The sequence below is a fragment of the Rhodoglobus sp. GW821-FHT12B09 genome, from assembly GCF_058809925.1.
The window spans coordinates 39,469-60,253 of record NZ_JBXATB010000003.1 but is presented as its reverse complement, the minus strand read 5'-3'; the positions used below and the strand labels follow the sequence as shown (position 1 = coordinate 60,253).

General features: G+C 67.6%; 26 protein-coding genes. 17 read left to right on the top strand and 9 right to left on the bottom strand.

Translation table 11 applies throughout. The features are described from left to right. The first annotated feature begins 2 nt into the window (after nucleotides 1-2). Both AC1RTC_RS07415 and fgd read left to right on the top strand, forming a co-directional pair. Nucleotides 3-197, top strand: a complete 195-nt coding sequence (locus tag AC1RTC_RS07415) for a helix-turn-helix domain-containing protein (RefSeq protein ID WP_493154853.1) — start codon at nucleotides 3-5, stop codon at nucleotides 195-197. Nucleotides 198-213: 16 nt separating this feature from the next. After that, nucleotides 214-1,218 carry a glucose-6-phosphate dehydrogenase (coenzyme-F420) gene (gene fgd, locus AC1RTC_RS07410; RefSeq protein WP_493154851.1) on the top strand — a complete coding sequence of 335 codons (1,005 nt, stop codon included), beginning with the start codon at nucleotides 214-216 and terminating at the stop codon, nucleotides 1,216-1,218. Between the two features lie 9 nt (nucleotides 1,219-1,227). On the opposite strand, the gene AC1RTC_RS07405 is transcribed toward fgd, so the two are convergent. After that, nucleotides 1,228-1,638, bottom strand: a complete 411-nt coding sequence (locus AC1RTC_RS07405; RefSeq protein WP_493154850.1) for a (deoxy)nucleoside triphosphate pyrophosphohydrolase — start codon at nucleotides 1,636-1,638, stop codon at nucleotides 1,228-1,230. Nucleotides 1,639-1,723: 85 nt separating this feature from the next. Here AC1RTC_RS07405 and AC1RTC_RS07400 point away from each other — a divergent pair, with 85 nt between their 5' ends. Further along, a complete protein-coding gene (locus tag AC1RTC_RS07400; protein WP_493154848.1) occupies nucleotides 1,724-2,695 on the top strand; it encodes a thymidylate synthase in 972 nt (323 codons plus the stop codon). Beyond that, nucleotides 2,692-3,618, top strand: a complete 927-nt coding sequence (locus tag AC1RTC_RS07395; protein ID WP_493154847.1) for an alpha-glutamyl/putrescinyl thymine pyrophosphorylase clade 3 protein — start codon at nucleotides 2,692-2,694, stop codon at nucleotides 3,616-3,618. The genes AC1RTC_RS07400 and AC1RTC_RS07395 overlap by 4 nt, the downstream gene beginning before the upstream one ends. Nucleotides 3,619-3,622: 4 nt before the next feature. Here AC1RTC_RS07395 and AC1RTC_RS07390 read toward each other — a convergent pair whose 3' ends face one another. After that, on the bottom strand, nucleotides 3,623-4,702 hold the full coding sequence (locus AC1RTC_RS07390) for an ImmA/IrrE family metallo-endopeptidase (RefSeq protein WP_493154845.1): 1,080 nt from the start codon (nucleotides 4,700-4,702) through the stop codon (nucleotides 3,623-3,625). Nucleotides 4,703-4,742: 40 nt separating this feature from the next. Between AC1RTC_RS07390 and AC1RTC_RS07385 the strand changes: the two genes are divergently transcribed. Together AC1RTC_RS07385 and AC1RTC_RS07380 are read left to right on the top strand one after the other, a co-directional pair. Next, a complete protein-coding gene (locus tag AC1RTC_RS07385; protein WP_493154843.1) occupies nucleotides 4,743-5,153 on the top strand; it encodes a hypothetical protein in 411 nt (136 codons plus the stop codon). 145 nt (nucleotides 5,154-5,298) lie between these two features. Continuing rightward, nucleotides 5,299-5,397 (top strand): 30S ribosomal protein bS22, encoded by a 99-nt coding sequence (locus AC1RTC_RS07380; RefSeq protein ID WP_003792170.1) that lies wholly within the window; start codon nucleotides 5,299-5,301, stop codon nucleotides 5,395-5,397. Nucleotides 5,398-5,424: 27 nt separating this feature from the next. Here AC1RTC_RS07380 and AC1RTC_RS07375 read toward each other — a convergent pair whose 3' ends face one another. Next, nucleotides 5,425-6,189: an HAD family hydrolase gene (locus tag AC1RTC_RS07375; RefSeq protein WP_493154842.1), complete on the bottom strand. Its 765-nt coding sequence runs from the start codon at nucleotides 6,187-6,189 to the stop codon at nucleotides 5,425-5,427. Nucleotides 6,190-6,207: 18 nt separating this feature from the next. Here AC1RTC_RS07375 and AC1RTC_RS07370 point away from each other — a divergent pair, with 18 nt between their 5' ends. Further along, on the top strand, nucleotides 6,208-6,465 hold the full coding sequence (locus AC1RTC_RS07370; protein ID WP_493154841.1) for a glutaredoxin family protein: 258 nt from the start codon (nucleotides 6,208-6,210) through the stop codon (nucleotides 6,463-6,465). On the opposite strand, the gene AC1RTC_RS07365 is transcribed toward AC1RTC_RS07370, so the two are convergent. The 4 genes from AC1RTC_RS07365 to AC1RTC_RS07350 all read right to left on the bottom strand — a co-directional run bounded on the left by AC1RTC_RS07365 (nucleotide 6,462) and on the right by AC1RTC_RS07350 (nucleotide 8,908). Beyond that, nucleotides 6,462-6,764 (bottom strand): hypothetical protein, encoded by a 303-nt coding sequence (locus tag AC1RTC_RS07365; RefSeq protein ID WP_493154840.1) that lies wholly within the window; start codon nucleotides 6,762-6,764, stop codon nucleotides 6,462-6,464. The genes AC1RTC_RS07370 and AC1RTC_RS07365 overlap by 4 nt on opposite strands. 47 nt (nucleotides 6,765-6,811) lie before the next feature. Further along, nucleotides 6,812-6,991 (bottom strand): YegP family protein, encoded by a 180-nt coding sequence (locus tag AC1RTC_RS07360; protein WP_493154839.1) that lies wholly within the window; start codon nucleotides 6,989-6,991, stop codon nucleotides 6,812-6,814. A gap of 240 nt (nucleotides 6,992-7,231) precedes the next feature. Further along, nucleotides 7,232-8,560 (bottom strand): aspartate--tRNA(Asn) ligase, encoded by a 1,329-nt coding sequence (gene aspS / locus AC1RTC_RS07355; RefSeq protein ID WP_493154838.1) that lies wholly within the window; start codon nucleotides 8,558-8,560, stop codon nucleotides 7,232-7,234. 9 nt (nucleotides 8,561-8,569) lie between these two features. Then, the gene (locus tag AC1RTC_RS07350; RefSeq protein ID WP_493155232.1) at nucleotides 8,570-8,908 is read right to left on the bottom strand and encodes a winged helix-turn-helix transcriptional regulator; all 339 of its coding nucleotides are present in this window, start codon (nucleotides 8,906-8,908) and stop codon (nucleotides 8,570-8,572) included. Nucleotides 8,909-8,978: 70 nt separating this feature from the next. On the opposite strand from AC1RTC_RS07350, the gene AC1RTC_RS07345 reads away from it, so the two are divergent. Genes AC1RTC_RS07345 through ccsB form a run of 6 tightly spaced genes read left to right on the top strand, consistent with a single transcriptional unit; the run spans nucleotide 8,979 to nucleotide 15,683 of the window. Beyond that, nucleotides 8,979-11,225 (top strand): LLM class flavin-dependent oxidoreductase, encoded by a 2,247-nt coding sequence (locus tag AC1RTC_RS07345; RefSeq protein WP_493154837.1) that lies wholly within the window; start codon nucleotides 8,979-8,981, stop codon nucleotides 11,223-11,225. Continuing rightward, nucleotides 11,215-11,844, top strand: coding sequence for a histidine phosphatase family protein (locus AC1RTC_RS07340; protein WP_493154836.1), 630 nt, complete (start codon nucleotides 11,215-11,217; stop codon nucleotides 11,842-11,844). Before AC1RTC_RS07345 ends, AC1RTC_RS07340 begins: the two co-directional genes overlap by 11 nt. After that, entirely contained in the window at nucleotides 11,841-12,422 is a 582-nt protein-coding gene (locus AC1RTC_RS07335) for a TlpA family protein disulfide reductase (protein WP_493154835.1), read from the top strand. Before AC1RTC_RS07340 ends, AC1RTC_RS07335 begins: the two co-directional genes overlap by 4 nt. Continuing rightward, entirely contained in the window at nucleotides 12,423-13,157 is a 735-nt protein-coding gene (locus tag AC1RTC_RS07330; RefSeq protein WP_493154834.1) for a cytochrome c biogenesis CcdA family protein, read from the top strand. Next, nucleotides 13,135-14,742, top strand: coding sequence for a cytochrome c biogenesis protein ResB (resB, locus tag AC1RTC_RS07325; RefSeq protein ID WP_493154833.1), 1,608 nt, complete (start codon nucleotides 13,135-13,137; stop codon nucleotides 14,740-14,742). The genes AC1RTC_RS07330 and resB overlap by 23 nt, the downstream gene beginning before the upstream one ends. Continuing rightward, nucleotides 14,739-15,683, top strand: coding sequence for a c-type cytochrome biogenesis protein CcsB (ccsB, locus tag AC1RTC_RS07320; RefSeq protein WP_493154832.1), 945 nt, complete (start codon nucleotides 14,739-14,741; stop codon nucleotides 15,681-15,683). Before resB ends, ccsB begins: the two co-directional genes overlap by 4 nt. Before the next feature lie 143 nt (nucleotides 15,684-15,826). On the opposite strand, the gene AC1RTC_RS07315 is transcribed toward ccsB, so the two are convergent. Continuing rightward, nucleotides 15,827-16,801, bottom strand: a complete 975-nt coding sequence (locus AC1RTC_RS07315) for an o-succinylbenzoate synthase (protein WP_493154831.1) — start codon at nucleotides 16,799-16,801, stop codon at nucleotides 15,827-15,829. 28 nt (nucleotides 16,802-16,829) lie between these two features. On the opposite strand from AC1RTC_RS07315, the gene AC1RTC_RS07310 reads away from it, so the two are divergent. The 4 genes from AC1RTC_RS07310 to AC1RTC_RS07295 all read left to right on the top strand — a co-directional run bounded on the left by AC1RTC_RS07310 (nucleotide 16,830) and on the right by AC1RTC_RS07295 (nucleotide 20,410). Then, a complete protein-coding gene (locus tag AC1RTC_RS07310; protein ID WP_493154830.1) occupies nucleotides 16,830-17,243 on the top strand; it encodes a hypothetical protein in 414 nt (137 codons plus the stop codon). A gap of 13 nt (nucleotides 17,244-17,256) precedes the next feature. Beyond that, nucleotides 17,257-18,144 carry a 1,4-dihydroxy-2-naphthoyl-CoA synthase gene (locus AC1RTC_RS07305; RefSeq protein ID WP_493154829.1) on the top strand — a complete coding sequence of 296 codons (888 nt, stop codon included), beginning with the start codon at nucleotides 17,257-17,259 and terminating at the stop codon, nucleotides 18,142-18,144. A gap of 160 nt (nucleotides 18,145-18,304) precedes the next feature. Further along, nucleotides 18,305-19,396, top strand: coding sequence for an AMP-binding protein (locus AC1RTC_RS07300; RefSeq protein ID WP_493154828.1), 1,092 nt, complete (start codon nucleotides 18,305-18,307; stop codon nucleotides 19,394-19,396). Between the two features lie 9 nt (nucleotides 19,397-19,405). After that, the gene (locus tag AC1RTC_RS07295) at nucleotides 19,406-20,410 is read left to right on the top strand and encodes a 1,4-dihydroxy-2-naphthoate polyprenyltransferase (protein WP_493154827.1); all 1,005 of its coding nucleotides are present in this window, start codon (nucleotides 19,406-19,408) and stop codon (nucleotides 20,408-20,410) included. Nucleotides 20,411-20,526: 116 nt separating this feature from the next. Here the strand turns inward: AC1RTC_RS07295 and AC1RTC_RS07290 are convergent, their stop codons facing one another. After that, complete coding sequence (locus AC1RTC_RS07290; protein ID WP_493154826.1) at nucleotides 20,527-20,763, bottom strand: DUF4229 domain-containing protein; 237 nt, start codon at nucleotides 20,761-20,763, stop codon at nucleotides 20,527-20,529. Nucleotides 20,764-20,785 lie beyond the last annotated feature (22 nt).

Sequence of the window (20,785 nt, the reverse complement as noted above, 5' to 3'; positions counted from 1 at the left end):
ATATGTCGCGTGATCTGTCCGACGTGCGTTTTCTCACGGTCGCCGAAGTGGCCGAGATGATGCGCGTCTCGAACATGACCGTGTACCGGCTCGTGCACTCCGGCGAGCTGCCCGCCGTGCGTTTCGGCCGCTCGTTCCGCATCCCGGAGTCCGCGGTGGTCGCCGCGATCGAGACGCCGATCTCCGAGGTCGGCTAGTACGTAAACTCGGGGGATGACCCTCACACTCGGCTTCAAGGCATCGGCAGAGCAGTTCGACCCGCGCGAGCTCGTGGAGATCGCGGTGGCGGCCGAGGCGCACGGCATGGAGAGCGTCACGGTCAGCGACCACTTCCAGCCCTGGCGCCACGAGGGCGGCCACGCGCCGTTCTCCCTCTCCTGGATGGCCGCGGTGGGCGAGCGGACGAAGACCATCACGATCGGGACATCCGTGATGACCCCGACCTTCCGCTACAACCCCGCCGTCATCGCCCAGGCCTTCGCGACCATGGGCTGCCTCTACCCCGGGCGCATCATGCTGGGCGTCGGCACCGGCGAGGCCCTCAACGAGATCGCGACCGGCTGGACTGCCGAGTGGCCGGAGTTCAAGGAGCGGTTCGCGCGGCTGCGCGAGTCGGTGGACCTCATGCGCGCGCTGTGGACCGGCGACCGCGTGAACTTCGACGGCGAGTACTACAAGACTGTCGACGCGTCGATCTACGACCGGCCGGATGCCCCGATGCCCGTGTACATCGCCGCGGGAGGCCCGTTCGTGGCGCGCTACGCCGGCCGCTCCGGCGATGGGTTCATCTGCACGTCGGGCAAGGGCATGGCGCTCTACACCGAGGAGCTCATCCCGGCCGTCAAGGAGGGCGCCGGCCAGGCCGAGCGCAGCTTCGACGAGATCGACCGGATGATCGAGATCAAGCTCTCCTACGACACCGACGAGGCGACCGCCCTCGAGAACACCAGGTTCTGGGCGCCGCTCGCGCTCTCGAAGGAGCAGAAGCACGACATCACCGATCCGATCGAGATGGAGAAGGCGGCGGACGCCCTGCCGATCGAGCAGATTGCCTCGCGCTGGATCGTCGGCGCCGACCCCGACGCCGTCGTCGAGCAGATCAAGCAGTACACCGACGCCGGTCTCAACCACCTCGTATTCCACGCCCCAGGCCAGGACCAGCGCCGTTTCCTCGAGCTGTTCGAGCGCGATCTGGCGCCCCGCCTGCGCGCCTTGTAAGTGGCCGCGCTATGGCCGGAAGTCGAGCTCGCTAACAAGTCGGGAAACCATCGGATAGTCCGGATCGGCCCAGTCAAGCGAATCGAGTTGGGAAACATGTACCCAACGGAGTTCGTCGTGATCCGTGCTCTGAGTGGGAGCGGGACCGAGGAGGGTTGCCTCAAAGCAGCGGAGGTCGATCTCCTGATCTCTCACGGTCGTGGTTGCTCGAACGATTAGTCGACCCACGTCGACGTCTACGGATAGTTCTTCACGAATCTCTCGACGCAATGCTGCTGCCAGTGACTCGTGCGGCTCGACCTTTCCTCCGGGGAACTCCCATCTACCTCCAGCAGCTTTGTGGGCTCTTCTGCGACAGGCAAGGACCTCGTCACCCGATCGAATGACCGCGGCGACCACTTGGAGAGGTTTCTCCTTCACCAGAACACCTCCTAGCCGGGCGCGGCTACTATTCCTTAGTGAGAGTGCTTCAATTGTCGCACTCTGCAGCGCATAGGAGCGTGAAATGACCTTCGTCGCGTCGGAAGCCACCCTAGACGACCTAATGCATGAGGTGCTTGAGAGGCTGCCTAAAGAAGGATCGATGACCCGACCTACACGGGGCGACGCCGTCGAGGTGGTCGGTGCGGCCCTGGAACTGCGAAACCCGCGAGCACGTTTGAGTAGAAGCGCGTCGCGCAGCATGGTCTTTAGCGCTGTAGGCGAGTTCGTGTGGTATTTGGCGGGCAGTGATGATGAGGAACACATCGCCCACTACGTCGACATGTACCGGCTGGAGGCCACCCAGGGTGTGATCAAGGGAGCCTACGGGCCGCGCCTATTTGGTCAAGATGGCGACGCGCAGGTCAGAAATCTCGTCGAGATGCTTCAAGAACGCCCTTTCACCCGGCAGGCCGTCGTTCAATTGTTCGACAGAAGCGATCTCCAATCGGCGATCAAGAACCCGCCCTGCACCTGTACTCTCCAGTTCCTGTTGAGGGATGGAAAGCTGCATCTAATCGCCCATATGCGGTCGAACGACGCATACAAGGGTCTCCCGCACGATATCTTCGCGTTCACCATGCTTCAGGAGATAGTCGCGCGATCGCTGGGCGCCGACTTGGGGGAATACCAGCACCTAGTCGGAAGCCTGCATCTTTACGAGGAGGATCTGGCGAGGGCCGCTGGATACGTGGGTGAGGGGTGGCACCACCCTGCAGAGGAAATGCCGGCGATGCCGGATGGTGATCCCTGGCCCCGCCTTGCGGAGCTCGTCGATTTGGAGGAAAGGGTTCGGACTGAGGGTCCGCAATCGGTGGATGCACAGAACTTGGAGAAAAACTATTGGGGTGACCTCAGCCGCATCATCATCGCGTACGGATTGCGTAACTCCCCGTCCAAAATGGAAGAAATTGCAAATGCGATGTCGACCGAGTTCTACCGTCTCTACCTCGTCGATCGCCGCTCCACTCATTCCGGGGGTAGGGCGATAGCGTGAGGAATAACTATGTCGCTGACGCCGCTCGCATCGACGCGGCGTTGACTGGCTTCGAGCTCGATAACTTCTCCCTGCCGGGAATTCAAGACCCGCTTGCGAGAGCCACATTCATTGAGCAAGTGATCGACAGTGAACAACGTGTCCTCTACACAGACCGACTGCTAACGCGACGTCTCGACCCTATGGCCGGAGACCCGCGTTCGCCTGGCTTCGATCCGCTCAAAGCGGCCATACTCGCTAATCAGCAGGGCAACTTCGACGAAGCTGTCTGGTTGGTCTATCTTTTCGTGCATTTTGGTCGTCATCGTAGAGCCGGGTGGCGTTATGTGACTGACATCTACGGTCGACTTGGGCAAGGCGGTCTCTGGGATTGGGCTGCGATTTCCGCCGATCCCACCTCCTTCCGATTCTGGCTCGACGCCAATCAAGATGCGCTACGGGATCCAAGCCGTCCTCAAGGCTTCGGGAATCACCGGAAGTACGAGAGTTTGGATGCGTGGTCTGAAAGAGGTACGGGCGCGGCAATACAGAGTTATGTCGAGTGGGTATTGGCTGGCGGTGGGGACCACCGCGAACGTTTTGCCGAAGCCCTGGCGATGGGTCCGAAGGATGCCTTCGATCACCTCTATCGATCGATGGGGGGCGTCCGGAAATTTGGAAGAATCGCGCGCTTCGACTACCTCATGATGTTGCGAAAACTGAGGCTCCTCACCATCGAACCTCCGCATTCGTACCTCATCGGTGCGACCGGCCCGCTAGCGGGCGCGAGATTGTTGCTCGATGATGTCTCCAGTCCGGCAAGGAACGTCCAGGCGCGACTGCAGATAGTCGCAGAGGGTGCCTCTATTAGCCCAGACGTACTGGAGGACGCAGTTTGCAACTGGCAGAAGAAACCGACGGAGTACAAGCGGTTCTCCGGCTAACGCATCAACGAAGCGTCAGCGTGAGGCCGTCCCATTTGTATCGACGTTTCAACTTGTTCAGTTGGCTGTGCGCGAGAACACCATCATGCTGAAGTCTCCCCACTAGAACCCCGGGTGAAATGCCCTCCGCCGCCGCCCACGCGGCAACTCGCCTATATGTCAAGGCGGCGCCTAGTTGTTTCAGATCGGAAAGATCACCCCTGATTAGCGAGTCTCGGGCGAACGAATCGGCCTCCATCTCCACTGCCGCCGCGTTTGTCGTGTCATCCAGGTCGTCGAGAAAACCCTGCGAGACGTCGTGCCGAATGATGTGGCCCGCTTCGTGAAAAACTGTGAACCAGAAATGATCGTCAGCCAAGAATCGAGCGCTAACGACAATCAGTTTGGTTCCCTCGCGATCTTCAAGAGCCGCCCCGCTCACAGCGCATCCCTCTGGTGTTTTCACCACGACCAGGGCGACCCCGGCCTCGGAAAACAATCGCTGCAATCGAGGAATAAAGTCGCGGGGGTCCTTTACCTTGGTTAGCGGGCGAGCTGCAACGACCGCGTGGCCGAATGCCTCGGGGGACCAATGTCCTACCTGGATGGATTTGGCTTCTATCTCCCCTTGCCGAAGCCACGCCGCCACCGCAAGCTGGTTCGAGGTAACGGTGGGCGATTCGCGGAATCGCGCTGTCCCGTACAGACCATTCCAGTCGCGTGCGACTTGGAGGTCGAAAAAGTCGAGGAATGCGTAGGCGCCTTCGCGCCAATCGTCCTGGGTGTTTGGCCAGCCCAGGTTCTCCATGTACGCCTTTGGGAGTTGTTGGACAAGATCATCTGCTGTCACCAAGTTGAGACTCTCTTGGTAGCGAGCCTCACGGTTCAACCAAAAACCCGTCGTACTGCCGACGACGCCGACCAGCACTTCGGCGATCTCGGGGGTAATTACTCGCTGACCCGTGACAAGTTCTCTAGCGTCTGCGTCCGAGAGACCGCCTCGATCGGCAAGATCCTCCACGCTCAAACCCAGCTCCACGAGCGCTTCGCGGATAGTCTCCGCAGGCGACGATGCCCAGCGTGGTGCGAAGGATGTATCACTCATTAGTGGCACCTATCGGTTCGAGGGATTCGACCATTATCCAATGACATTCGCTCCACCGAACCGGATCTTGATTCTGCGCGGCGACCTGATCCACCCGGCATCGCAACGCATAGTTGTCCCCGATTGCGATCGTGATGTCCGCGGCCGTGCTCGTAAGGAGATCTGGCCTTCCGACGACGAGTTCGGTCAAGTTGTCGACGGCGTCGAGGTCGGCAAGGCGAGCCTTGAGACGATCCACATCCAGACCAGCCAGCGCGCCCGGCGATGGGTTGTTGCAAAAGTCTCTCAGCTCGCGAGGGGCGAAGGAGATGTGCATGGCATCCTTGCCTCTCATCGCCAGTCGTGCGAATCATACGAACCTCGAGCTCCTCGGTCGGAACTTCTTGCCATCACTCTAGAGAATATGAAGGATATTCCGATGCGACACACTGTGTTCCTGGGGCCGCAATGAGCAATAGGGAGCTAGAGTGCCCGGGGTTTGGAGCGCGAACCGTGGCTGCGCTGCTAAGATCTTCCGGTATGTCTTTCCGCGGTTCTGAATCGGACCGGGTCGAGTCCATTCAGATGTGTTCATTACAAAGACCGTGAGGTAGTCCATGGGTTCAGTCATCAAGAAGCGCCGCAAGCGGATGGCGAAGAAGAAGCACCGCAAGCTGCTGCGCAAGACGCGCCACCAGCGTCGCAACAAGAAGTAGGTCTCCAGAAGACCCAGGGCCCGGTAGCTACCGGGCCCTTTTCTTTACCGCCCGCGCCTCGCGCTTGACCTTCTTCTGGGCATCCCGGATGCTCGAGCGCTTGAGCGGGAGGACCTCCCAGCCGTGCTCCTTCGCGTGGGCGAGCAGCTTCGCGTCAGGGTTCACGACGACACGGTTGCCGACCATCGTGAGCAGCGGGATGTCGTTGCTGGAGTCGGAGTAGGCCCAGCAGTCGGTGAGGTCGGCCTTGCGGTCGCTCGCGAACTGCAGTGCGACCGCGGCCTTCTCGTCGCCGTGGATGACGTGGCCGTCGAGAGCGCCGGTGAAGACCCCGTCAAGGGCCTGCACGCGCGTGCCGATGGCGCCGGTGAGGCCGAGCCGGTCGGCGATCACCTGGGCGACGAGCTGCGGGGTGGCCGTGATCAGCCAGACCTCGTGGCCCTTCTCCAGGTGGGCCCTGGTGAGCTCCACGGTCTCGGGCCAGAGCTTGGGGGCGAAGTCGCGCTCGTACATCTCGTTGGCCATCGTGACGAGGGCCTCCTCGGTGTGGCCGCTCACGAGGCCGAGCGCGCGGTCCTTCGCCGTGGAGAGGTGCTGCCGGTTCTCGCCGACGGCGAGGAAGCGGAACTGGTGCCAGCCGAACAGGGCGATATCGCGCCAGGAGATGAGCCCGCGGCGGAACGCCTCTCGGCCGACGTAGTAGACGCTGGCCCCGCGCATGAGCGTGTTGTCGACGTCGAAGAAGGCGACGATCGGACGATCGCTGGGGGGTGGCGGCGCTGCTTCGGGCATCCCGTTTAGTCTATGGTCGTGTCCACTACGAGGCTGACTCTCATCGGCAAGCCCGACTGCCACCTCTGCGACGACGCCCGCGCGGTGATCGCATCGGTGCTCGATGACCTGGGGGAAGCGGCATCCGTCTCGCTTGAAGAGCTCTCGATCCACGATGACGCCGAGCTCAACGAGAAGTACTGGGACGAGATTCCGGTGCTCATGGTGAACGGGCGCGTGCACGCCATCTGGCGGCTCGACGCCGAGCGGCTCAAGGCCGCGATCCTCGCGAGCTAGAGGGCTTTGGCGCTCTGGATCGGGATGGGGCCCGTGAGGTGCTTGGCGATGGCGTCCCGCTCGGCGGCGAGAGACGCGAGCGTCGCGCCCTCGAGGCCGGGCTGCACCATGTCGTCGAAGGGGTTGCCCATGCCGCTCTTGGCGTGGACTGCCTCCGCGTAGGCGGTGGCGGCAGCAGCGACCTTCGCACCGGCCCGCTGGGCCTTCTTGAGGGATACCGCGCTGCCGCCGACCGCATCGGCGTGCTCGTTGAGCGCTTTCTTGAGATCCTTGAGCGCTGCGTCGATTTTCTTGGACATGGGGTCATCCTGCCCCATCAAGGTAAACGAGCGCTAAGGGCGAATTCCTAGGACTCGTCGACGATGGGCGCACCCGGGGCGTTCGTCTTCACGGAGGCGATGCCGTTTTCAGCACTGGCCTTCGACTTGTAGCCCTCCGACTGGGCGATTACCTCGCCGTTGCCCGCCTTGAGCACGAAGCGGAACTCGCCCGCCTTGTCCTTCGTGATAACAAATTTGCCAGCCATAGTCGTGCCAACTTCCTCTGTGGATAGTTTTCGCCGAGTAGCGATGGCTTATGGTAGCGCCCCGAGATTGAGCCGCCGCAAGGCTTACTCCAACTCCGCGAGAGTGCAGTTTGACGGGGTCGTGCGGCAGTCACACCCCGTCGAATCGCACTCTCGGCGGCACCGTCGCGGGGAGGTGCTCCCAGGGAGGGGCGGGAGGGGCGGGCGGGAGCGGGCGGGAGGAGGGGCGGGAGCGGCGGACTACGGCAGAAGGCGCGTCGGGCCGCGGAAGAGGTACGTGGACTCCCGGATGTTCGACAGGTGCAGCATCAGCATGAGCACACGGCTCAGTCCCATGCCGAATCCGCCGTGCGGCGGCACGCCGTAGCGGAAGAAGTCGAGGTAGAAGTCGAGCTCCTCCGGGTCGAGGCCCTTGTCCTTGGCCTGCTCGATGAGGATGTCGACGCGGTGCTCGCGCTGCGCCCCCGTCGAGATCTCGACGCCGTTGAAGATGAGGTCGTAGCTGTTCGTCAGCGACGGGTCGCCCTCGTGGCGCATGTGGTAGAACGGCCGGATGCTCGACGCGTAGTCCGTGAGGAAGACGAACTCGTGGCCGAACTCCTCCTTGACGTAGGCGGCGATCTGGCGCTCGCCCTCCGGGTCCATGTCGTCGTCCGTGCGGGGCACGGTGTAGCCGCGCTCGGCGATGATGCGCTTCGCCTCGGCGAGGGGGATGCGCGGGAACGGCGTCGTGGGCACGGTGACCTCCACGCCGAACAGGGCCTCGATCTCCGCGCCGTGCTTGTCCTTGACGGCCTGGAACCCGGCCACGAGCAGCTCCTCGTGCAGCTTCATGACGTCCTCGTGGGAGTCGATCCAACTGATCTCCGAGTCGACCGAGGTGAACTCCGTCGCGTGGCGGCTCGTGAAGCTCGGGTCGGCGCGGAAGGCGGGCCCGACCTCGAAGATCTTGCCGAAGCCGGCGGGCTGCGCCATCTGCTTGAAGAACTGCGGGCTCTGCGAGAGGTACGCCTTGCCCTCGAAGTAGTCGACCTCGAACAGCTCGGCCTTCGACTCGCTCGCACTCGCCATGAGCTTGGGGGTGTGCAGCTCGATGAAGTCGTTCTCCACCCAGTAGGTGCGCCAGGCGTGCTCGAGCGTGGTCTGGATGCGGAAGATGAGGTTGTTCTTCGGCTGGCGCAGGTCGAGGAAGCGCCAGTCCATGCGCTTGTCCACGCCGGTGTCGTCCGCGATCGGCGTCTCGGGGTTCGCCGCGGCGGCGATCACGAGGGCGTCGAGCTTTATCTCGACGCCGCCGAGCTTGACGCGCTCGTCGTGCTTGAGCTCGCCGGTCGCGGTGAGGAACGTGCCCTGCGCGAGGCCGGAGATGGTGTCGCTGAGCTCGGACGGGATGATGTTGCCCTCGTCGTCCGACGGGCGGGGGTTCACGAGCTGCACAGCGCCCGACTCGTCGCGCAGCACGACGAACTGCACCTTCTTCTGGTCGCGCACGGTATCCACCCAGCCGGACACGGAGACGGGTCCGTCGGTCGCGGCGGCAAGGTTCTTGATCAGGGTGCGTTCAGGCATCCCTGAAGTTTAGTTGTCTGCGGGTGTTCCGTACTTCTGGCCCCAGCCGACGAGCGGCTGGAGGGAGTCGAGCAGGTCCTGTCCGCGCTGGGTGATCGCGTAGCGCACCTGCACGGGCGTGGTCGCGATCACGTGGCGCTCGATGAGCAGGTCGCGCTCCAGCTCCTTGAGCCGCTGCGCCGCGAGGCGGTCGGAGAGGCCGGTCACCGTCGCGGTGATCTCGCTGAACCGGGTGGCGCCCTGGGCGACGGCGAGCAGGATGCCCGAGCTCCAGCGCTTGCCGATCAGCTCCACCGAGGAGGCAAAGCGCCGGCACTGGTCGTCGTCGATGTGCTGCCAGGTCGTCATAGTCACTTACTGATAGTAAGCCGCTTACGAGTGGTTTGTCACTTCGGGGGCAGGAGAGGAGGCTGGAGCCATGCCTGATTACGGTCATCCCCTTGCCTTCGGCGTCTTCATCACGCCAACCAACTCGCCCGCGCAGGCGCCCGTGCAGCGCGCGGTGCTCGCAGAGCAGCTCGGCTACGACCTCGCGACCTTCCAGGACCACCCGTACCAGGCCTCCTTCCACGACACGTGGACGCTCCTCTCCTGGGTGGCGGCGAAGACCGAGCGCATCCACGTCGCGGCGAACGTGCACAACCTCCCGCTGCGCGGCCAGCCCGCGGTCCTCGCGCGCGCGGCCGCCAGTCTGGACCTGCTCTCGGGCGGCCGATTCGAGATGGGCCTCGGCGCCGGCGGCTTCTGGGACGCGATCGAGTCCATCGGCGGCCGCCGCCTCACCCCGGGCCAGGGCGTCGACGCGCTCTCCGAGGCGATCGACATCATGCGCGGCGTGTGGGACGCCGGCGAGCGCGCACCGCTGCGCGTCGACGGCGAGTTCTACCGCGTGAACGGCGCCAAGCGCGGGCCCGCCCCGGCGCACGACATCCCGATCTGGGTGGGTGCGCTGAAGCCCCGGATGCTGCGCCTCATCGGCACGAAGGGCGACGGGTGGCTGCCCTCCCTGGCCTACCTCAAGCCGGGCGACCTCGAGCGGGGGAACGCGGCCATCGACGAGGCTGCGGAGGCCGCCGGTCGCGACCCGCGGGAGATCCGCCGGCTGCTGAACGTCCCCGAGCTGCCGGTCGACCAGTTGTTCGACCTCGCGATGGAGAACGGCACGGGCACGTTCATCCTGGGCCTCGACGACCCCGCGGCGATGCAGCGGTTCGCGGAGGACGTGATCCCCGAGCTGCGGGAGCGCGTGGCGGCCGAGCGCGCCGAGAAGGGCACCAGCGAGGGCCGGGTGCGCAACAGCATCGCGCTCGCCAAGCGCCGGGACGGCATCGACTACGACGCGGTGCCCGCCTCGCTGGCCGCGACCGCCGTCGAGCCCGGCGACTCCGGGTTCTCGAGGGTGCGCAACAACTACATCCGCGGCGGCAACCCCGGCATCGTCCTCCGCCCGACGAGCGTGGAGCAGGTCGTCGAGGCGGTCGGCTTCGCGCGCGAGCATCCCGCAATCGCCCTGGGCGTGCGCAGCGGCGGCCACGGGTTCAGCGGCCGCTCGACCAACGACGGCGGCATCGTCATCGACCTGAAGGCCCTCAACGCGATCGAGGTTCTCGACGAGAGGGCGCGCCGAGTGCGGATCGAGCCCGGCGCCCGCTGGGCCGACGTGGCCGTGGCCCTCGCCGAGCACGGCTGGGCGCTCAGCTCCGGCGACTACGGAGGGGTGGGCGTCGGCGGGCTCGCGACCGCGGGCGGCGTCGGGTTCCTCGGCCGCGAGCACGGGCTGACGATCGACCACCTGCGCGCGGCGCGGGTGGTGCTGGCCGACGGCTCGGTGGTCACGGCGAGCGACGAGGAGAACCCCGAGCTGTTCTGGGCGCTCCGCGGCGCGGGCGCCAACTTCGGCATCGTCGTGAGCTTCGAGTTCGAGGTCGACGAGGTGGGCGACGTCGGCTGGGCGCAGCTCGCGTTCGACGCGAGCGACACCGCCGGGTTCCTCGAGCGCTGGGCGGCCGCGGTCGAGGAGGCACCGCGCGACCTCACGAGCTTCCTCATGATGGGCAACCCCGCCCCGGGCCAGCCCACCGTGGCGCAGACCATGACGGTCGTCGACTCGAGCGACCCGGACACGATCATCGACAGGCTCCAGCCGCTCGCGAACGCCGGGCCGCTCCTGCAGCAGTCGGTGCAGCTCGTGCCGTACGCGAGCATCATGGACAACGTCCAGCCCGGCGACCACCGCGGGCAGGGAGATCCGGTCAGCCGCTCGGCACTCGTGGAGCACATCACGCCCGAGTTCGCCGAGGCGCTCGCGGGATTCATGTCGACCGGCGCCGCCTACGTGCTCTCGATCCGCTCCGTCGGCGGCGCGGTGAGCGATGTGGCCCCGGATGCCACGGCCTACGCCGGCCGCTCCGCGAACTTCGCCGTGTCGGTGATCGGCAGCCGCCGCACCCCGCTCGACGGGCTGTGGGACGAGATGGGGGAGCACTTCAGCGGGATGTACCTGAGCTTCGACACCGATCCGCGCCCGGAGCGCATCGGCGACGCCTTCCCGCCGGCGACCCTCGCCCGCCTCCGGAAGCTGAAGGACGAGCTCGACCCGGGCAACCTGTTCCGCGACAACTTCAATGTCGTTCTACAGCACGTAGAATCGACGGGTGCCAGCTGACCTCATCCGCCTCGTCCGCCACGGCGAGGTATTCAACCCCGAGGAGATCCTCTACGGGCGCATCCCGGGGTTCCACCTGAGCGAGCTGGGGCACGCGATGGCCGCGGCCGCCGCGGAGTCGCTGAAGGGCCACCCGGTCACGGCGCTCTACGCGAGCCCGCTGCAGCGCGCGCAGGAGTCCGCGGCGCCGTGGGCCGAGCAGTTCGGGCTGCCGATCGTGACCGAGGAGCGGATCATCGAGCCGCACAACTGGTTCGAGGGCACATCGGTGCGCCGTGCCATCCGGAGCCCGCGGGCCTGGGTGCAGCTGCGCAACCCGATGCGCCCGAGCTGGGGCGAGCCCTACCGCAGCGTCGAGGCCCGGATGCTCGCCGCCATCGGCGACGCGTGGGCCAAGGCCGACGGGGGCGAGGTGGTGATGGTGAGCCACCAGATGCCGATCGTGATGGTCGCGCGCTCCGTGAAGGACCTGCGGCTGCCGCACAACCCGAGCAACCGCCGCTGCACGCTCTCGAGCATCACGACCCTCGCTGTGACGGGCGACCGCTTCGTCGAGGTCGACTATCAGGAACCTGCGAAAGAGTTGCTGGCGACCGCCATCGACTCGGGAGCAGTGTGAAGCGCCTACTCGCCATCGCCGTCGTGATCCTCGCGCTCGCGGGATGCTCGAACGACCCGCTCGCCGACCAGTACGCCGAGGGCTCCGGCCAGGGCTACGTGTCGGGCGACGGCGCGTACACGGAGATCCCCGCCGACCAGCGCGGGGAGGCCATCGAGTACTCCGGCACCACGGACGCGGGCGACGACGTGGCCAACGCCGACTACGAGGGGGACGTCTACGTCATCAACTTCTGGTACGCGGGATGCCCGCCCTGCCGCCTCGAGGCGCCCGACCTGAAGGCGGTCAGCGAGGACTACACGGAGGTGCCGTTCCTGGGCGTCAACGTCTCCGACACCGCCGAGAACGCGATCAACTTCGAGAAGAAGTTCGGCATCGGGTACCCCTCGATCATCGACGCGCAGACCAACTCGGTGCAGCTCGCCTTCGCCGGCCAGGGTGCCGTCGCGCCGAACGCCGTGCCGACGACGCTCATCATCGACCGCCAGGGCCGGGTCGCGGGCCGCATCAGCGGGCTGATCCAGGACAAGAGCATCCTCACCGCGATGATCGACAAAGTCCTCGCCGAGGACGACTAGGTGAACCCCGGCGACATCGTCGGCGAGGGCGCGCTGGCGCTCGCGCTGCCCATTGCGTTCGGCGCGGGCCTGCTCGCGTTCCTCTCGCCATGCGTGCTGCCGCTCGTGCCCGGGTACCTCGGCTACGTCACCGGGGTCTCCGACCCGGCCGACCTCAAGCGCGGCCGCACGACCCTCGGTGCCGCCCTGTTCGTGCTCGGGTTCAGTGTCGTGTTCCTCGGCATCTCCGTGCTGAGCGCCACCGTGGGCGTCTTCTTCCTGCAGTACGGCTCGATCATCGAGCGCATCGGCGGCGTGGTCATCATCGTGCTCGGCTTCGTCTTCATCGGCCAGGTCACCTTCCTGCAGCGGCAGCTCAAGCCCTCCTGGCGGCCGCGCGCCGGCCTCGCGGGCGCGCCCATCCTCGGCGCGGTGTTCGCCATCGGCTGGACCCCGTGCCTCGGCCCCACCCTCGTCGCCATGACCGCCCTCGCGAGCTACCAGGGCGACCCCGGCCGGGCCGCGATCGTGGGCCTCTTCTACTGCCTCGGCCTGGGCATCCCGTTCCTGCTCGTCGCCCTCGGCTTCGGGTGGGTGGGAAGCTCGGTGGCGTGGGTCCGCAAGCACATCCGTGTGTTCAACATCGTGGGGGGCGCACTGCTCATCGCGATGGGCGTCCTCATGGTCACGGGCCTCTGGAGCGCGATCCTGTCGAGCTTCCTGGGGGTGGTGAATGAGTTCGCTCCCGCCCTCTAGCGACTCGTCGCGCCCGCAGGGCCACTACGACGCCCCGGAAACGATCCAGCAGCCGAAGCTCGGCCCCGTCGGCTACCTGCGGTTCTTCTGGCGCCAGCTCACGAGCATGCGCACCGCGCTGTTCCTCCTGCTGCTGCTCGCCATCGCGGCGATCCCGGGCTCACTCGTGCCGCAGGTGAGCTCCGACCCGAACGGCGTGATCCAGTACAAGGCGAACAACCCGGAGATCGCGCCGATCCTCGACAAGCTCGGGGTCTTCACCACCTACTCGTCGGTGTGGTTCTCGGCGATCTACCTGCTGCTGTTCATCTCGCTCATCGGCTGCGTGATCCCGCGCACGAAGCACCACTTCGACGCCCTGCGCGCGCGCCCGCCGAAGACGCCAGCGCGACTGCAGCGCCTCGAGGGCTTCACCGAGCGGTCGGCGACGGGGGATGCCGCGGCCGCCGTGCTCGTCGCGCGGGACCTGCTGCGCAAGCAGGGCTACCGCACCGAGGTGTACGGGGACTCCGTCTCCGCCGAGCGCGGCTACCTGCGCGAGACCGGCAACCTCGTGTTCCACACCGCGCTCATCGGGGTGCTGGTGACCGTCGGCATCGGCGGCGGCTTCGGCTACACCGGCCAGCGCGTCGTGGTCGAGGGCTACGCCATGACGAACACCCTCGCGAGCTACGACTCGTTCAACCCGGGCAGGTTCTTCACGGATTCCGCGCTCGAGCCGTACTCGATCGCGCTCGACACCTTCGTGCCCACCTACGAGGAGCAGAACCTCGACGCCCTCGGCCAGGCCACCGACTTCGTCGCCAACGTCACCACGACCGTCCGCGGGGGAGAGCCGCACAAGGCGACCATCAAGGTGAACGAGCCGCTCAACATCGGCGGCACGGACGTGTACCTGCTCGGCAACGGGTACGCCCCGGTAGTGACCGTGCGCGACCCCGACGGCAACGTGATCTTCTCCCAGCCGACCGCCTGCCTCCCGCAGGACGCGAACCTGCGCAGCAACTGCATCATCAAGATCCCGGACGGCCTCGCGCAGCAGGTCGGCATGATCGGCTTCTTCTACCCGACCGCGGCGCCGATGGCCGACGGCACCCTCATCTCGAGCTACCCGGACACGATCAACCCGGTGCTGAGCCTCTTCATGTACACCGGCGACCTCGGCCTCGACAACGGCCAGGGCACGAACGCGTACACGCTCACGCTCGACAACCTCACGCAGATCGTCGGCGGCGACTCGGGTACGCCGGCCATCAAGCTCCGGCCCGGCGACAAGGCCGACCTGCCCGACGGCCTCGGCAGCATCGAGCTCACCTCGGTGCCGCGCTTCGTGTCGCTCGACGTCCATCACGACCCCGCCCAGCTCTGGGTGCTGCTGTTCGCCGTGCTGGTCGTCGGCGGCCTTGTCACGAGCCTGTTCATCCCGCGCCGACGCCTCTGGGTGAAGGCGGCCCCCCACGAGGACGGCACTCTCGCCCTCGAGTACGCCGGCCTCGCGCGCGGCGACGACCCTGGTCTTGACGCCGCGGTAGCCGAGTTCGCGGACCGTCACATCGATCAACTCGGGCTTAAGGTGGGACCGTGACCGACACCCTCGTGCAGTTCTCCACAGTCGCCGTGTACTCCGCCATGGCGATCTACGCGCTGGCGTTCATCATGTTCACACTCGATCTCTCCCGCCGCGTGGCCGTCGTGGCTCCGGCGGCCGCGGTCGTGAGCGAGGCCAGCTCCGGCTCGACCGCGGTGCTCGAGAAGGTCGAGGCTCCCGCGGCGGCCAAGACCCCCCGCTACCTGCGCGCGGCGATGGCCCTCACGGTCATCGCGTGGGTGCTGCACGTCGGGGCGGCCGTGTTCCGCGGAGTCGCCGCCGGCCGAGTGCCGTGGGCCAACATGTTCGAGTTCACGCTCACCGCCACCGCGATCATCATCGGCGTCTTCCTGGTCGTGCAGTTCTGGCAGGACGTCCGCTTCATCGGCGCCTTCGTCACGGGGTTCGTGCTCATCGCGCTCGGTGTCGCCACGGTCAACTTCTACGTGGACGTCGTGCCGCTGCCGCCGTCGCTTCAGTCGGCGTGGCTCGTGATCCATGTGTTCGTGGCATCCCTCGGCACCGGGTTCTTCGCGCTCGGCGCGGCGCTGTCGGTCGTGCAGCTGCTGCAGGCCCGGCGCGAGGCGGGCAAGGCCGTCTCCCTGCGCTTCCTCGACACGCTCCCGTCGGCGGAGAAGCTCGAGAACATGGCGTACCGCATGATCGTGGTCGGCTTCGTGTTCTGGACCTTCACCCTCATCGCCGGCGCCATCTGGGCGAACCGCGCGTGGGGCCGCTACTGGGGCTGGGACACGAAGGAGGTCTGGACGTTCATCATCTGGACGATCTTCGCCGGCTACATCCACGCCCGCGCGACGCGCGGCTGGCGCGGCTCGCGCTCCGCCTGGCTCGCGATCATCGGCTTCAGCGCGGTCGTGTTCAACTTCACGATCGTGAACCTGTTCTTCAAGGGGCTGCACGCGTACAGCGGCCTGTAGGCGAGGGGCGTGGGTTGAGTAGGCCCCCTAGGGCCGTATCGAAACCCGGTGGGTTGAGTAGGCCCCCTAGGGCCGTATCGAAACCTCACCCCCCCCGCAACCCGGTTTCGATACAGGCGCCAGAGCGCCTTACTCAACCCGCCCTACAGCAGCTCGTAGCAGCGCGCCAGGCGGTCGAGCCACCAGGCCGACCGCTCCGGGGATGCCGCGTGCTCGCCGAGGAGCTCGTGCGACACGTCCACCCGCCGAACCGGCAGAGCGCCGTTCACCGGGATCAGCGGCTGCAGGGTCACGTCGTCGGCGAGCAGCGACGCCGTCGCGAGGCCGCAGTCGTACTCGAGCTCGGCGATCGCGGCCGCCAGGTGCAGCCCCATCGAGATGCCCACCGACGTGTCGAGGGCGCTCGACACCACGACCGGCAGCCCCGCCTCCGCCACGATCGCGAGCGCAGAGGTGATGCCCCCGAGCGGCTGGGCCTTGATCACGAGAAGGTCTGCCGCCCCGGCTCGCGCGACGGCGAGCGGGTCGGCGGCCTTCCGCACGCTCTCGTCGGCGGCGATCGGGATGCCCATGTACGCCACGCGCTCGCGCAGCTGGGCGAGCTCGTCCACGGTCGAGCACGGCTGCTCGACGTACTCGAGGTCGTAGGGGGCGAGGGCGTGGACGGCGCGCTCGGCCTCGTCGACGGACCATCCGCCGTTCGCGTCGACCCGCACCCGCCCCGACGCGCCGAGGTACTGCCTCGCCGCCGCGACGCGGGCCACGTCATCCGGCAGCCCCTGTCCCGGCTCCGCGACCTTGACCTTCACGGTGCGGCAGCCCGGGAACCGGTCGAGCACCGCCGCGACCTGGTCGGGCCCGACCGCGGGCAGGGTCGCGTTGACGGCGACCGAGTCGCGCACGAGCGGCGGCAGGATGCCCCAGCCGAAGTCGATCGCCGCGGCCAGCCAGGCGCTCGCCTCGGCGTCGCCGTACTCCGTGAACGGGGAGAACTCCGTCCACCCGGACGGCCCCTCGAGCAGGAGCGCCTCGCGCACGTCCACCCGCCGGAACCGCGAGACGAGCGGCAGCGCGACCACTCTGGCCGAGCCGAGCAGGTCCGTGAGGGAAGGGAGCATGGGACCAGTGTGGCGTTAGGGTGATTCGGTGACCAGTCCGGGTGATGTCGAGCGCGTTCCGCTCAAAGTCGTCCCCATCTTCGTGCAGCCCATCGAGGAGGAGCCCGAGGCCCCGGAGGAGGAGCCCGCCGAGGTCGTCGAGGAACCGGCGCGCCGGCGCAGCCCGTACGTCGGGATCGTCGCTGCCGTCCTGGCCCTCGGCACGGTCGGGGTCCACGCCGCGGCGATCGCCGTCGCCACCGCGGGGGACTTCCCGACCGGCACCTACCTCGGCTACGTCGCGATCGGGCTCTCCGTGCTCGCCGTCGTGGTGGGCGTGACGGCCGTCATCATCGGGCACGGCAGGGTGTGGGCAGTTCCGGCCATCGCCGTGGCCGTGCTCGCCAACCCCTGGGTGCTGCTCACGGTGCTGCGGTTCCTGTCCGGCCTCCAGACCGGCTAGCTAGGCTTGGGGCATGGCCCCTGTCTCCGAACTGTTCGACGCTTCCCTGTGGCGCGAGGTCGAGGGCTTCGGCGGGCTTACCGACATCACGTACCACCTCGACGTCTCGGGGCGGGTGGCGCGAATCGCGTTCGACCGGCCCGAGGTGCGCAACGCGTTCCGCCCGCACACCGTGGACGAGCTGTACCGCGCGCTCGACGACGCCCGGCAGAACCCCCGCGTCGGCGTCGTGCTCCTCACCGGCAACGGCCCGAGCGAGAAGGACGGCGGCTGGGCCTTCTGCTCCGGCGGCGACCAGCGGATCCGCGGCCGCGACGGGTATCAGTACGCCGACGGCTCCGCGTCGACCGGGCGGCTCCACATCCTCGAGGTTCAGCGCCTCATCCGCTTCATGCCGAAGGTCGTCATCGCGGTCATCCCGGGCTGGGCTGCCGGCGGCGGGCACTCCCTGCACGTCGTGTGCGACCTGTCGATCGCCTCGCTCGAGCACGGCAGGTTCAAGCAGACGGATGCCGACGTGGGCTCCTTCGACGCCGGCTACGGCAGCGCCTACTTCGCCCGCCAGGTCGGCCAGAAGTTCGCGCGCGAGGTCTTCTTCCTCGCCCGCGAGTACGACGCCACCCGCGCCCTCGAAACGGGGGCGATCAACGCCGCAGTCCCGCACGCCGACCTCGAGAAGGTCGCGTACGAGTGGGCCGAGGAGATCCTCGGCAAGTCGCCGACCGCCATCCGCATGCTCAAGTTCGCCTTCAACGCGGTCGACGACGGGATGGTCGGGCAGCAGGTCTTCGCCGGTGAGGCAACCCGGCTCGCCTACGGCACCGACGAGGCCGTCGAGGGCCGGGACGCGTTCCTCGAGAAGCGCGCCCCCGACTGGGCGCCCTACCCCTGGCAGTACTAGTGCGGGCCGGCGCCGCAGTGAGATCCGGCTATCTGCTGTTCGCGGCATCCCTGAACCGCCGATTGCCGGATGTCACAGTGCCGGAGGTCACCGCCGGGGTGCGGGCCTCGCGCGGGGCGGGGGCGACCGCGCGGACGCCGAGGCGCCGCGGGGAGCCCGCGTGACGCGCGAGCTGCTCGTGGTCGACTCGCGGGACACGGTGGCCGTCGCGACCGCGCTGCGGGCGGCGCTCACCGCGGACGGGCCGGCCGTGTTCCCGTACGAGGGCACGCCCACCGGCGCGCCGGCGACCGTCGAGCAGCGTGTGGCGCTCGTGGTCGAGACGAGCGGGTCGACGGCGCGCCCCAAGCGCGTGGCCCTGGGGGCGGATGCCCTCCTCGCGAGCGCCGCCGCAGCAGACTCCGCCCTCGGCGGCCCGGGCGACTGGGCGCTCGCCCTCCCGCTGCACTACATCGCGGGCATCAACGTCGTCGTGCGCGCGATCGCGAGCGACTCCGACTTCATCGCCGACGAGGGCGGCTGGGACGCGGACCGCTTCGTCCGCTCGCTCGCGGGTGTGAAGTACACCTCGCTCGTCCCGGCCCAGCTGGCCCGCCTCGTCGAGCTCGAGGACATCGAGCCGCTGGCCCGCCTCGACCGCATCCTCATCGGCGGCCAGGCGATGCCGGCCTCGCTCGCGGCCCGCGCCCTCGAGCTCGGCCTCAACATCACGCGCACCTACGGCTCGAGCGAGACGAGCGGCGGCTGCGTGTGGGACGGCGTGCCCATCGGCAACACCGAGGCGCGCATCGTCGACGGGCGGGTGGAGCTCTCGGGCAGCGTGCTCGCCCACGGCTACCTCGACGACCCGGAGCGCACCGCCGCCGCCTTCGTCGAGCACGACGGCAAGCGCTGGTACCGCACCGACGACAGCGGCCGCATCCTCGACGGCGTGCTGAGCGTCACCGGGCGCGTCGACGACGTGATCGTCTCGGGGGGCGTGAAGGTCTCCCTTGCCGAGGTCGAGAGCGCAGTGCGCGGGATGCCCGGCCTCTCCGGCGCGGTGGTGGTGGCCGCGCCGCATCCGGAATGGGGGGAGACTCCCGTCGTCGTGACCGAGGTGCCCGTGGGGCTCGACGACGTGCGGCAGGCGGTAGGGGCCGCCCTGGGGCGCGCGGCGGCGCCCTCGCGCGTGGTCGTGGTGGCGGGCATCCCGCTGCTCTCGTCGGGCAAGCCCGACAGGCTCAGCCTCGCCGAGATCGTGCGCCAGTAGACTCCTGCCGTGGCATCACCGAAGCAGCAGCGCATCGACCCGAAGTCCGTTCCCGCGCCCAAGAAGCCGGGCGCCAAGAAGAGCGGCCGCCCCGGCGGCCGACCGCCCGGTGCGGCGCCGATCCCCAAGGCGACGCTCGGCGGCTGGATCGGCGGCGCGCGGCTGCAGACGCTCCCGCTCGCGATCGCGCCGGTCGCGCTGGGCACCGCCGCGGCCTACGTGCTCACGCACGAGCCGGAGGACACCGGCTGGCACTGGCTGCGCGCCCTGCTCTGCCTCGCGGTCGCGCTGTTCCTGCAGATCGGCGTCAACTTCGCCAACGACTACTCGGACGGCGTCCGCGGCACGGACAGGTACCGCGTGGGCCCCAAGCGCCTCACCGCGTCGGGAGCGGTCAAGCCGCGCACCGTCCTGGTCGTCGCCCTCGTGTTCTTCGGCCTCGCGGCGCTCGCGGGCGTCGCCATCGTGGTCCGCACGCAGCAGTGGTGGCTGCTCGCCGTCGGCGCCGTCGCGATCGTGGCCGCGTGGTTCTACACGGGCGGCAAGCGGCCCTACGGCTACGCCGGTCTCGGCGAGCTGTTCGTGTTCGTGTTCTTCGGCCTCGTCGCGACCGCCGGCACCGAGTTCGCGCTCGCCGGGACGGTGACCCTCGAGGGCTGGCTCTCCGGCGTCGCCATCGGCCTCATCGCGTGCGCTGTGCTCATGGTCAACAACATCCGCGACCGCGAGCAGGACAAGCTCGCGGGCAAGCGCACGCTCGCCGTGATCCTGGGCGACCGCCCCTCGCGCATCGTCTACGGGGTGCTCGTGCTGCTGCCGTTCGGCATCCTCGCGTTCTTCACGCTGTTCTATGCGAACGCCTACCTCGTGTACTTCGCGCTGCTTGCAGCGATTCCCGCGGTCGGCATCACGATCAGCGCCAAGACGCCGGGCGAGCTGATTATCGCGCTGCGACTGACCACCCTCACTGCGCTGCTGTTCGGCCTCGGCCTGGGCTGGGCGGTCGCCTTCTAGCCGCCGGCGGGTTGAGTAGTCCGCCCGCCTTCTAGCCGCCGGCGGGTTGAGTAGGCCGCCCGCGGCCGTATCGAAACCCTTCTGGGGGTTTCGATACAGGCGCTAGAGCGCCTTACTCAACCAGCGTCCTCGGCGGCGCTGTCGGCGTCGCCCGCAGGGCGCGCCCGCCGCTCGACGATGTCGAGCGCCACGGCGTCGCGCAGACGGCCGAAGAAGATGTACCCGACGCACAGCCCGATGACGGCGGCGATGATCGCCGAGAGCCACCACGGTACGTTCGCGATCATGAGCACAGCGAACGCGAGGGCGAAGACGCCGAGACGCACGAGGCTGTAGGCAAGCCAGGGTTTCACCCTGCCAGTGTAGGCACGCGGG